We start from the raw sequence: 12,042 nt of genomic DNA on the forward strand, positions 1-12,042 counted from the left end.
ACATGCCGCTTCGTCGGCACAGGAGACGACATGCTCAGACCCGCGCGCCCCCTCATCGGCGGCCGGCACGGCTCAGCCGCGACCCATGACCACGGCCGGTGGACCGCTGTCCTCGTGGCCGTCACCATGGCCGTCTCGATCCTCACCACCGCACAGCCCACCCAGGCAACCACCACCCCTACGGCGGCAACATCGCCGGACTCCGCCACAGCAGCCCTGCCCACGGGCTGGTCCACAGTCGTGAACAGCGGCAGCGGAAAGTGCCTGGACGCCCGAGCGGCCGGCACCGTGAACGGCACGGCGGTGCAGCAGTACACCTGTAACAACAGCACCGCACAGCAGTGGAGCTTCACACCGACCAGCGACGGCTTCGTGCGGATCGACAACCGCAATGACGCCCAGCAGGTGGTGGATGTGAGCAACGTGTCCACGGCTGACAACGCGGCCGTGCACCTGTGGACGTACGGCGGCGGCAACAACCAGCAGTGGCAGCCCGTCGACGAGGGCGGCGGCGCCTACCACTTCGTCAACCGGCACAGCGGCAAGTGCCTCGACGTCCCGTCCGCCTCGACGGCCGACAGCGTCCAGCTGGTGCAGTACACCTGCAACGGAACGGCCGCCCAGCGCTTCCACGTCGCGCCCGTGAGCACCGCGCCCGGGGACGTCGACCTCGGCCCCAACGTGGTCGTCTTCGATCCGTCGATGCCGTCCTCGACGATCCAGAGCCGACTGGACTCCATCTTCCAGCAGCAGGAGACGAACCAGTTCGGCTCCCAGCGCTACGCCGTGATGTTCAAGCCCGGCACGTACAGCAACGACGTCAACGTCGGCTTCTACACACAGGTCCTGGGCCTGGGCCAGTCACCCGACTCCGTCACCATCAACGGCGCCGTGCACGTGGAGGCAGACTGGTTCCCGCCGCAGAACGCCACCCACAACTTCTGGCGCGGCGCCGAGAACCTGTCGGTGAACCCCACGGGCGGCACCGACCGATGGGCGGTCTCCCAGGCCTCCGGATACCGGCGCATGCATGTCCGCGGCAACCTGGAACTCAGTGACGGCGGCTGGTCCAGCGGCGGGTTCATGGCCGACAGCAAGATCGACGGCCAGGTCCGCTCCGGCACCCAGCAGCAGTGGCTGACCCGCAACTCCCAGCTCGGCAGCTGGACCGGTTCCAACTGGAACATGGTCTTCGTGGGCAGCCAGGGCGTGCCCGGCACCAGCTTCCCCAACCCGCCCTACACCACGGTGAACCAGACCCCCACCGTGCGGGAAAAGCCGTTCCTCTACGTGGACAACGCAGGCGCCTACAAGGTATTCGTCCCTTCCCTGCGGACCAACTCCTCGGCCACCACCTGGGCGAACGGAACCGCCGCAGGCACCTCGCTCGGCATGGACCAGTTCTTCGTCGTCAAACCGGGCGCGAGCGCCGCACAGATCAACGCCGCTCTCGCCGAAGGCAAGAACCTGCTGGTCACCCCCGGCGTCTACCATCTCAACCAGACCCTGCAGGTCACCCGTCCCGACACCGTCGTCCTCGGACTCGGCCTCGCCACATTCATCCCGGACAACGGCATCACCGCCATGACGGTCGCCGACGTCGACGGGGTGAAGATCGCGGGCATCCTCTTCGACGCAGGCACCACCAACTCGCCCACGCTCATGGAGGTCGGCCCGGCCGACGCCGCCGCCGGCCACGCGGCGAACCCCACCTCCCTGCACGACGTCTACTTCCGGGTCGGCGGAGCCGCCGTGGGCAAGGCGACCACCAGCCTCGTCGTCAACAGCGACCACGTCATCGGCGACCACCTGTGGATCTGGCGCGGCGACCACGGCAGCGGCATCGGCTGGAACACCAACACCGCCGACACCGGACTCGTCGTCAACGGCGACAACGTCACCATGTACGGCCTGTTCGTCGAGCACTACCAGAAACACCAGACCATCTGGAACGGCAACGGCGGACGCACGTACTTCTACCAGAACGAAATGCCCTACGACCCGCCGAACCAGGCCGCCTGGATGAACGGCTCCACGCAGGGCTACGCCGCCTACAAGGTCGCCAACTCCGTCACCAGCCACCAGGCCTACGGACTCGGCAGCTACTGCTACTTCAACGTCAACCCGTCCGTCACCGCCGAGCACGCCTTCGAAGTGCCCAACAACCCGAACGTGCGCTTCCAGAACATGGTGACCGTCTCACTCGGCGGCACCGGGACCATCCGGCACGTCATCAACGACCGAGGCGGCCCGTCCAACTCCTCCACCAACGTGGCCAACCTGGTGAACTACCCCTGAGGCGGCTCACAACACGGCTGCTGATGCTGCTGGCGCTGGTGCTGGGGCCGACCGCCCCGGCCCACGCCGGGCCCCCTTCCGTCGCGACCCAGGGCTCCCTTCAAGGTCATCGCCTTCTACAACGGCACCTGGGACGCCGCGCACATCGACTTCGTCAAGGAAGCCAACGAGTGGTTCCCGCGGCCCGCCGCAGCGAACAACTTCACCTGCACAGCGGCAACCGACTGGGACCTGCTCGCAAACGGCGAGGTCAACAACTACCAGGTCGTCCTGTTCCTGGACGACGCACCGCACACCACGGCCCAACGCGCCGGCTTCGAACGCTACATGCGGGCGCGTCGATGCGGTCCCTGGAGCGCAAGTACGGCGTGACCCACCGGACCGTCCGCAAGGCGGCGAACTCCGATCCTGCGCGGCGACGGCTGATGCCGTCACTTGCCGGTGTGCCCGGTCGCCGATGCCCGTAGGTTCTCGATGGCGTTGTCCAGCGCCGCCTCGAGGTGGCTCGTGTCGCCCGTGGACATCATGATCGCCACGCCTCCCTGGATTCCGGCCAGCAACGCCGCGGCCGCCCGGTCCACGTCGAAGGCCGACGACACCAGGCCGCCCGCCTGAAGGGCGCGCATACCGCGGGCGAGTTGCTCCTGCCACTGACGCATCAGCTCCGTCACGATGGCCCGTGAGCCGGGGCGGGACCGTCCGACCTGCAGGAACAGGGACCCCAGGGGGCATTCATCCCCCTGTCGTTCATAGCGTTCCACCACGGCGTCCCGCCACCGGTACCAGGACTCCCATGAGTCGAGACTCCCCAGGTGCGGCTGCTGATCCGCCAGGACGCGATCCGCCTCGAACTGGGCCACCGCCAGCAGCAGTTCGTCCTTGCCGTCAGGAAAGTAGTGGAAGAGCTGACTCTTGCTCGTGCCGGTACGGCCGCGGATGTCGTCGAGCGTCGTGGAGACGACGCCTTGCTCTCGCAGCACCTCGGCCGCGCCCTCGACGATGCGGGCCCGAGTGGCCCGGCCCTTGGCGGTCGGCGCGTCCGGCATCATGCCTCCTACCTCAGTGGACTGGCGAGTCCATTTTACATACGGAACCCGGCCGACTCGCTCATTCTGGACTTGCCGGTCCATTTTTGGCGACGCACAGTGGATCGCGCGGCTCGGGCACCGGGCCGCCGTCCGAAGCCGGTCGGCTGCCCCGACCGCGCAGTGCCAGACAAGGGATCACCCATGAGTGAAAGACTGCGGAACAAATCGGCCCTGGTCACGGGGTCGACCAGCAATATCGGGCAGGCGATCGCCGAGGCATTCGCCGCCGAGGGGGCGCACGTCATCGTGTCCGGGCGCAACCGGGAACGAGGCGCGAAGGTGGTCGAGGGCATCCGGGCCTCCGGTGGGCGGGCCGACTTCCTGGTGGCGGACCTCGACGGCAGCATGCAAGCCTCCCAGAACCTCGCCGAACGGGCCCGCGAGACCTTGAGCGGACGGATCGACATCCTGGTGAACAACGCCGGCATCTACCCGGCCGCCGCGACCACCACGACCGACGAGAAGACGTTCGACCAGGTCTACGCGGTGAACGTGAAGGCACCCTTCTTCCTGACCGCTGCCGTCGTCCCCGTCATGACCGAGGCCGGTGGCGGGGTGATCATCAACCTCGGCTCCTGGATCGCCCGCCTCGGCGTCCCGGTCGGCGCGCTCTACAGCTCCACCAAGGGAGCCATGGAGACGCTCACCCGGGCATGGGCCGCCGAGTTCGGGCCCATGGGCGTGCGAGTGAACGCCATCTCGCCGGGTGTGATCCTGCCCCCGGCGCCGGAGGGAAGCGAACCCCATCCGGGCCAGGTCATGATGAACGGGACCCCGGCCGGCGGCGTCGGCACCCCGGACGCCGTCGCGCACGCGGCCGTCTGGCTGGCCAGTGACGAGTCCGCCTTCGTACACGGAACCGTGGTGGACGTCGACGGCGGCCGCACGGGCGCCGCGGTCATCGCCGCGTAGCGCTCACCGCTGCTGGCGGGCAGCATTGGGCGGCGGGCGGGCCGAAGGAGCCGGTGACCGCGTGCGGGCCCTCCCCCAGCACCCGTCGCCGCCGCCCGGATGCCGCACCGAAGGAGGGGATCGACAACGGCGGCTTGAACGATAAAATCGGCCGACTTGGGGGCACGGGGGTCCGAGGACGCGGCCGACCGTCCGCCCCCGTGTACGGTTCATGGTTCGACCGAGACCATCCAGGGAGTGAGCGTGGCACTCGACTCCGGGCGCGGGCGCCCTGCCGCGGGAGGCTCCGCCACGATCTCGGACGTCGCTCAGGCGGCCGGGGTCTCCCGCCAGACGGTGTCCAACGTGCTCAACGCACCCCACCGCGTACGCCCTGTGACCCGCGAGCGGGTGGAGCAGGTCATCGCCGAGCTCGGCTACCACCCGAACCGGGTGGCCCGCTCGCTGCGGGCCAGCTCGCCCGGGATGGTCGGGTACCGGATCCAGCCGGTGTCCACCGAGTCCGTGGCCGCCATCAACGACCGCTTCCTGCACGCGCTCGTCGAGGCGGGTCAGGCCGGGAACCACCATGTGCTGCTGTTCACGGCAGCCGACACGGACGCGGAGAGCGACCACTGCACCGCGCTGTGGCGCACCGGTGCCGTGAGCGGTGTGGTGCTCTACGACATCGAGCCGCACGATCAGCGGCCGGAGCGGCTGATCGCCGCCGGCGTTCCCTTCGCCGCCTTCGGACGCACCACTGCCGGCACCGACCGCTACAGCTGGGTCGACATCGACAACGCGGCCGGAACGGAGGCCGCCGTCGACCATTTGGTGGCGGCGGGCCACCGGCGGATCGGGTTCCTCGGCTGGCCGGAGGGGACGAGCGTCGGCGACGCCAGGGCGCGCGGCTGGCTCGCGGCCATGGACCGGCACGGCCTGCTGGCGCAGAGCCACCGGCTGGACGTACGCGGGCCGGACGCGATGTCGACGGGGACATGTCTCATGGCCGAGCTGCTGGACCGACCGGAGCCGCCGAGTGCGGTCGTCGCGGCGACGGACACGCTGGCGGTGGGCGCGCTCCAGGCCCTGCGTGACCGCGGGCTGCGAGCGGGCGAGGACGTGGCCGTGGTGGGCTTCGACGACACGGCGGCGGCGGCGGCGCTGGGGTTGTCGAGCGTGCGGCAGCCGATCGAGGAGGTGGGCCGCTTGATCATGGCCGAACTTCTCCGTGCTACCAGCGGCCCCTCGGATCTGGACCCCCTCCAGCGCCTCCTGGAGCCGGAGTTGGTGCTGCGGGCCAGCGGGTGACCACGGGGATCAGCGGATCCCGCGGTATCCACTGCACGGTATCCACTGCAGATCGTCGATCCAGCGAGTGGACCTCGAAGCCCACGGCAGGCGGCATTTCGACGACGTCTACCGGGCCGGGGCGGGTGGCCGGGTGGGGATCGTGATCTCGCCCCCGCTCGGCACCCGGTACCGGCGGCCGCAGGACCCGACCGGCAACGGGTCACCCTCTCGCAGCCGGACAGCTGTGGCGTCCGGGCGGATGTCGACGTCGAAGCTCCGCCCCCGCCACCGCAGGCCCTGCAGCGTGATGCCGTCCAGCTCCTGGGGCAGGATCGGCGCCAATTCGACCCGGTCCGGCCGCCACCGTAGCCCCGAGTAGCCGTACAGGAACACCTGAAGGAAGCCGCCGTGGCCGGTGAGGAAGGTGAAGGCGCCTCCCGTACGGCCCTCCGCGAACTGGTCGAAGGGGTCTCGGAGGAACGGCTCGACGCTGCGCCGCGTGTGCTCGAACGCCGCCTTCGCGTCGCCGAGGTGGGCATGGACGATCGAGTGGACCGAGTCCGTCATCGACGGCCCGTTGTCGTGCGTGCGCGCGCGGTAGTACGCCAGGTCGGCCCGCGTGACCTCGTCGGGCTGCGGGTTCTCCCACGGGTAGGCCAGCATCGCGACGTCGGCCTGCTTGATCAGCTGCCCGGCGTACCCGGCGAACTCCGGGTGGACGCCGAGCCGTTCGTCGAAGAGGACGACGAGTCCGTCGGCGACCTCGGCCCACCGCGGGTCGGCCGGTTCGCCGAGCACCGCGGCCGCCTCGGCGGCGAAGCCCAGCGAGGCGCGGGCGGCCACGTTGGTGTAGACGGAGTCGTCGTTCGGCTCGTCGGCGTACTCGTCGGGCGGGATCACGCCGTTGATGTGGTACGAGCCGTCCGTTCCGGCCACCGCGCGGCTCGCCCAGAAGTCCGCCACCCCGCGCAGCACCGGCCAGCCCTTCTCGCGCAGCCACCGCTCGTCGCCCGTGGCCAGCCAGAACTGCCAGAAGGCGAGGGCGACATCGGAGCTGACGTGCTGCTCGTAGCGGCCGAAGGGGGCCCACGCGGGCGTGTCCTCGCCGCCGTGCAGGCCGCTCTCCCAGGGGAACCGCGCGCCCTCCTGGCCGCACTCGGCGGCATAGGCGCGGGCCGCGTCCAGCCGGTCGACCCGGTAGTCGAGCACGCTGCCGGCGATGCGGGGGTGCTGGGCGAGCAGGCTCGGCCAGATCCAGGTCTCGGTGTCCCAGAAGACGTGACCGTTGTAGCCGTCGCTGGAGAGCCCGGCCGGGGACGGCGACCACGGGGAGCCTTCGCGCACGCTGGTGAGCAGGTAGAACTTGGCGGCCCGCACCTGCCGTTGGAGCCGTGCGTCGCCGCGTACGACGATGTCGCCCTCCCATTCGCGTTGCCAGGCACGGAAGTTGTCCCTCGCAAGCCGCCCGTATCCGGCCCGGGCGGCTTCCTCGGCGGCGGTGCGCGCCAGGGCGAGGGGGTTGTCCGCGTCGTGGCCGGTGGCGATGCCCACGTACTTGGTGAAGGTGTACGAGTGGCCCGCGACCACGTCCACGACCACCCGCCGGTCAACCGACCCGTCGTCCTCGGACTCCGTGTACGGGTGGGCCGCCGGGCCCTGCAGCAGGGACACCAGGGCAGCGGGGATGCCGCTGCCCTCGGCGGCCGTCGTCAGCCAGATCCGCCCCTCTCCGGCCCCGGTCCGGGTGTTCCGCACCCGGGTCGCGGCCCGGCCGTCGAGCGCGTCGGTCACTTCGAGCCGCCCGTCCCAGTGTGGCCGCACGGTCACGGCCACCGCGGCGACGTGCGGCCTGGAGCGGTCGGTGAGCACCTCGTAGCGCACGTCGGTGACCCGCCCGGCCGGGGAGGTCCAGCGGGCCTCGGTGCTGATGACGCCGGTCCGCAGGTCGAGGGTCTGCCGGTAGTGCGCGATGCCGCGGGCGGCCGCGGCCGGGGCGGGGCTGCCGACCGCGGCCCAGTCCCCCTCCACCCACTGCTCCCCGCCCACCGGGTGCTCGCTGCTTCGCTCCCAAGCCGGCGGGAGGAAGGCGTCGTTGAACGTTCCGCTGTCGTCGCCGACATCGAGCGTCGACCATGCGGGCAGCCCGGCCTTGCGTGACCACTCCCCCGCGTGCCCGGTGTAGAGGCCGACCACGTGGAACTGGGCAGGGACCGGGGCCTCGGCAAATCCGTTTCCGGCGGCCGGGACGCGGGCGGCCAGGTAGCCGTTGCCGGTGAAGGTGGGGTGGTAGCCGGTGAGTGCGGCGAGGGGGTGGTCCCCCCGGCGGGAAGCCGGGGAAGGGTCGTCGGTGGTCAGCACCCACGCGTCGGGGGAGGCTGCCCTGCTCGGGTTCGTCACTTACTTCAGGCCTCCCGCGGTGAGTCCGTCGACGATCCGGCGCTGGAAGAACAGCACCGCCACGACCAGCGGGAGCGTCACGACGACACCGGCCGCCATCTGCGTACCGAACGGCTGGTCGTACTTGTACTGGCCGGTGAAGAGGGAGACGATCACGTTCGCTGTCATCATCTGCCGGTCGTTCACGACGCTGACGGCAATGAGGAATTCGTTCCAGGCGCAGATGAAGACCAGGATCGCCGTGGTGAAGATGCCGGGCGCGGCGAGCGGGAGCACGACCTTGCGGAACGCCTGCGCGGGGGTGCAACCGTCGACCTGCGCGGCCTTCTCCAGCTCGGCCGGCATCTGGCGGAAGAACGCGGTGAGATTCCACACGGCCAGCGGCAGAGCGAAACTCATGCTGGGCACGATCATCGCCTGATAGGTGTTGATCCAGCCCGCGTCCGTGAAGAGCCGGAGCAGCGGTACCACCAGAGTGATCGGCGGGAACATGGACGCGGCGATGATCAGGGTGAGGATCAGGGTCTTGCCGCGGAAGTGGAGCCGCGCAAGCGCGTAGCCGGCGAAGATCGCGACGACAAGGGTGAGAGCGGTGGTGACCCCGGCGACGACGAGGCTGTTGAGCAGCGCGCGGCCGAAGCCGTTGCGCGCGTCGAAGGCCGCCGCGTAGTTGTCGAACGAGACCGGCCCCGGGAGCGGGGAGTTGGAGAACTGGTCGGAGGGCCTGCGCAGGCTGGAGACCACCATCCAGTAGAAGGGTACGAGACAGTAGACGACGATGGCGGCGATGCCGATCCGGCGGGCCAGGGAACCGGTGCGGAATCGGCCGATGGTCGTGATCGTGGTCGGGGTCGTGCTCATTGCGAACTCCTCGTGCCCCGGCCGATCAGGTCGGCGCCGAACAGCTTGACGAACGCGAAGGCGACCGCCGCGATGTAGAGGAACAGCACGGTGGCGTAGGCGGCCGCGGTGCCGAACCGCAGGTTGCTCATTTCCTCGAAGGCGACCATCGACAGGGTCTCGACGGAGTGCTTGCGCGGGCCGACGAGCACGTACACCAGGTCGAACATACGCAGGACGTCCAGGAGCCGGAACAGCACCGCGACCACCAGCGCCGGGCGGACCAGCGGCAGCGTGATCCGCCAGAAGGCACGCCACGGCGAGGCCCCGTCCACCCTGGCCGCCTCGTAGAGCTCGCCCGGGATGATCTGGAGCCCGGCGAGGACGAGGAGCCCGATGAACGGCGCGGTCTTCCACGTGTCGGCGATCACCACGGAGAGCCAGGCCTGGAAACCCTCGCTGCTCCACAGCACCTTGGCGCCCAGCAGCTCGTTGGCGACGCCCTGGCTGTTGAAGATCCACTTCCAGAGCAGGCCCGAGATCGCCGTGGGGATCGCCCAGGGCACCAGGATCGCGGCACGTACCAACGCCCGTCCGCGGAAGGCACGGTGCATCACCAGCGCCATCGCGACGCCGATCAGCACCTCGATGGCGACCGAGACGAGGGCGAAGGAGGTGGTGTTCCACCAGGGCCGCAGGAAGCGGTCCCCGGTGAACACGGCTTCGTAATTGTCCAGACCGTAGGAGGTGGTGGTCACCTTGAAGCCGGTCTGGGAGTCGATGGATTCGCTGGAGACGACGAACGACAGCCGGAAGGCCGCGAGCACCGGGTAGCCGACGACCAGGCCGAGCACGAGCAGGGTGGGAGAAAGCAGGGCGGCGGCCAGCCTGCCGGTCCCGGCCCTGCGCGAGGTGCGCGGGGGCCGGGACCCGGTGTCGCGGCGGGCCCTTCCCTGGGAGATGACGGACACCAGGAGACCTCTTCCGCCGGCTTACTTCTTCTCGGCGATCGCCGCGGACAAGTCCCGCTGCATGTCGGCGAGTGCGGCGTCGACCGACTTCGATCCGCTCAGCGCCGCTGCCGCGCCCTCCTGGATGGCGGCGGTGGCGTCGCCGTACTGCACGACCACGGGCCGGGGCACGGCACTGCTCAGGGACGCCTTGAGGGTGGCCAGGTAGGGGAACTGCCGGCGCAGGGCGGGGTCGTCGTACAGGCCGGCGTACGGCGGGGCGGCCGAGGTGACCTTCAGGTTGGTGCGGGCGTTGGCCTCGCTGGAGAAGAACTTGATGAACTCGAGCGCGGTGGCCTTGTTCTTGGCGAACTTGCTCACCGCCAGGTCGAGTCCGCCGAGGGAGGACTTGCCCGGGCCGTCCAGGCCGGGCAGCGGCGCCACCCCGAACTTTCCGGCGACCTTGCTGGAGCCGTCCTCGGCGTCGGCCAGTGCCCACTGGTACGGCCATTGCCGGTGGAAGAGCAGCTTGCCCGCCTGGAAGGCGCGGCGGCCGTCCTCCTCCTGGTAGGTCGAGGACTCCTTGGGGAAGGTGCCGTCCTTGAAGCCGTCGGCGAGGAACTGCAGGCCCTTCTTGGCCTCTTCGGTGTCGACGGTGGCGTTGCCCTCGGCGTCGACGACGGTGCCGCCCGCCGAGGCCACGGCCTCGGAGAAGTTGACGGTCAGGCCCTCGTACTTGTCGAATTGGCCCGCGTAGCAGTCGACACCCCTGCCCTCGGGCAGCTCGGCGACGTCGGCGCAGGCGTCCTTCATCTCGTCCCAGGTGGTGGGCGGCTGCACGCCCGCCTTGTCCAGCAGGTCCTTGCGGTAGAAAAGGAGGCCCGCGTTGGTGTTGAACGGGATGGCGTACTGCTTGCCGAAGTACTCGCCGGTCTTGACGACGGCGGGGAGCATCTTGTCGAGCGGGAACTCCTTGGCGGGCAGTGCGTCGATCCACTGGTTGGCTGCGAACTCGGCGACCCAGATGGGGTCCAGGTTGAGCACGGTGTAGGCGTCCGACTCGGTCTGCGCGTTCTGGATGAACTGCTGCCGCTGTTGGTCCGCGCTCTCGGGCAGCTCGACGAGGGTGACCTTCTCGTCCGGGTGCTCGCTGTTCCAGCGGTCGAGCTGGCCCTGGATGGTGCCGGTCGTGTCCTTGCCGGTGGCGAGGGTGATCGGGCCGCGCCCGGAGAACTCCCCCGGGCTGCCGGCCGACGGCTCGGAGGAGTCCCCGCCGCACCCGGCGAGAGTGGCGGCGAGCAATGCGGCGGAAGCCGCGACGGCCCAGGCGGACCGCCGCCTCACCGTCCCCGCCTTGGTGGCGGCCGGGATGCCGGCCTCTCTGCGGCTCATCTGCGACGAACTCACCGTGCTCCTCCTCGCGATCCTGCGCATGCCTCCGAACGGCCCCGCGGCAGGCGCCCCGCCCCCGCGGTCCGCCACCGGGCCGATTTGATCGTTCAACATGCGCCCCGCGAAGCGTCGCGTCAACCCTTGGGAGCCAAGGTGATTGGATCGTTCATATCGCGCGACCGGTCCGCATCCGGAAGCTCCCGCCGCGCGGCACGCGTAGGGCACTTCCCTGCCGGAGAGCTACGCCCATCGACGAGCGGTGCCGCCCGGGTTGACGCCGGCCGCGGACAGGCACGGTGACCTTGCGGCGGGGGCTGCGGCGCGGTGGGCCGAGCCCGTACTCGTACTCGATGAAGTCGTCCTCGAAGACCTCGTCGTCGAGCTCATCGTCGGCCCATTTGCGCTCGATCTCAACCCAGTTACCGCTTCGACCGTCAATCCGAAGCGGCGCGGTAATTCTGCCGGTGTTACTGAGACCGCCGCGGAAACGCTCGCCGTCGCCCGTCTTGACCAGTCCGGTGATCTCGCAGTGGCCGTTCTTGAACGACTCCGGGACAGGGTCGGCGGGAACGACGGCCACGTTCTCGTAGGCTGCGTGGAGGAATTCGCGATAGCTGCGCCGGACGTTGCACTCGGGATCGGACAGCCACTTGATCAGAATTTCGGGCTGGACGGTCAGTCCCGCTCGTTCGAGGGCCTCGTAGCCTCGCTGGGTTTTGGTGAGCCGGCTGAGCTGGGCGTGCCAGTGCTTTGCATGGTAGGTGGAAAGGCGTCGCAGGGGCTGAACGCCGTGGTCGCGGAGCAACTGGTTGAGGGCTGCGCCGAGAGAGTTTTCCGTGCCTGTGACCATCAGCTCTGCGGATCAAGCCCAACTCCCCCACCGAACCGAAACA

General features: G+C 69.7%; 9 protein-coding genes. 3 read left to right on the forward strand and 6 right to left on the reverse strand.

Features of this window, described 5'->3' with window-relative positions; translation table 11 throughout:
• Positions 1-30: 30 nt before the first annotated feature.
• The gene (locus ACFV7R_RS40600; protein WP_385273789.1) at positions 31-2,298 is read left to right on the forward strand and encodes an RICIN domain-containing protein; all 2,268 of its coding nucleotides are present in this window, start codon (positions 31-33) and stop codon (positions 2,296-2,298) included.
• 431 nt (positions 2,299-2,729) lie between these two features.
• Here ACFV7R_RS40600 and ACFV7R_RS40605 read toward each other — a convergent pair whose 3' ends face one another.
• The gene (locus ACFV7R_RS40605; protein ID WP_385273869.1) at positions 2,730-3,344 is read right to left on the reverse strand and encodes a TetR/AcrR family transcriptional regulator; all 615 of its coding nucleotides are present in this window, start codon (positions 3,342-3,344) and stop codon (positions 2,730-2,732) included.
• A gap of 183 nt (positions 3,345-3,527) precedes the next feature.
• Here ACFV7R_RS40605 and ACFV7R_RS40610 point away from each other — a divergent pair, with 183 nt between their 5' ends.
• Positions 3,528-4,298 (forward strand): SDR family NAD(P)-dependent oxidoreductase, encoded by a 771-nt coding sequence (locus ACFV7R_RS40610; RefSeq protein ID WP_385273792.1) that lies wholly within the window; start codon positions 3,528-3,530, stop codon positions 4,296-4,298.
• A 243-nt stretch (positions 4,299-4,541) separates the two neighbouring features.
• The gene (locus tag ACFV7R_RS40615) at positions 4,542-5,588 is read left to right on the forward strand and encodes a LacI family DNA-binding transcriptional regulator (protein ID WP_385273795.1); all 1,047 of its coding nucleotides are present in this window, start codon (positions 4,542-4,544) and stop codon (positions 5,586-5,588) included.
• A 108-nt stretch (positions 5,589-5,696) separates the two neighbouring features.
• Here the strand turns inward: ACFV7R_RS40615 and ACFV7R_RS40620 are convergent, their stop codons facing one another.
• The 5 genes from ACFV7R_RS40620 to ACFV7R_RS40640 form a co-directional block, all read right to left on the reverse strand.
• Complete coding sequence (locus ACFV7R_RS40620) at positions 5,697-7,967, reverse strand: glycosyl hydrolase family 65 protein (RefSeq protein WP_385273798.1); 2,271 nt, start codon at positions 7,965-7,967, stop codon at positions 5,697-5,699.
• Positions 7,968-8,828: a carbohydrate ABC transporter permease gene (locus ACFV7R_RS40625; RefSeq protein ID WP_385273801.1), complete on the reverse strand. Its 861-nt coding sequence runs from the start codon at positions 8,826-8,828 to the stop codon at positions 7,968-7,970.
• Entirely contained in the window at positions 8,825-9,778 is a 954-nt protein-coding gene (locus ACFV7R_RS40630; protein WP_385273804.1) for a carbohydrate ABC transporter permease, read from the reverse strand. Before ACFV7R_RS40630 ends, ACFV7R_RS40625 begins: the two co-directional genes overlap by 4 nt.
• 21 nt (positions 9,779-9,799) lie before the next feature.
• The gene (locus ACFV7R_RS40635; RefSeq protein ID WP_385273807.1) at positions 9,800-11,149 is read right to left on the reverse strand and encodes an ABC transporter substrate-binding protein; all 1,350 of its coding nucleotides are present in this window, start codon (positions 11,147-11,149) and stop codon (positions 9,800-9,802) included.
• A 166-nt stretch (positions 11,150-11,315) separates the two neighbouring features.
• Positions 11,316-11,999, reverse strand: a complete 684-nt coding sequence (locus ACFV7R_RS40640) for a hypothetical protein (RefSeq protein WP_385273810.1) — start codon at positions 11,997-11,999, stop codon at positions 11,316-11,318.
• Between the last annotated feature and the right edge of the window lie 43 nt (positions 12,000-12,042).

The sequence above is a fragment of the Streptomyces sp. NPDC059866 genome, from assembly GCF_042731325.1.
GTDB lineage: Bacteria > Actinomycetota > Actinomycetes > Streptomycetales > Streptomycetaceae > Streptomyces > Streptomyces flavusporus.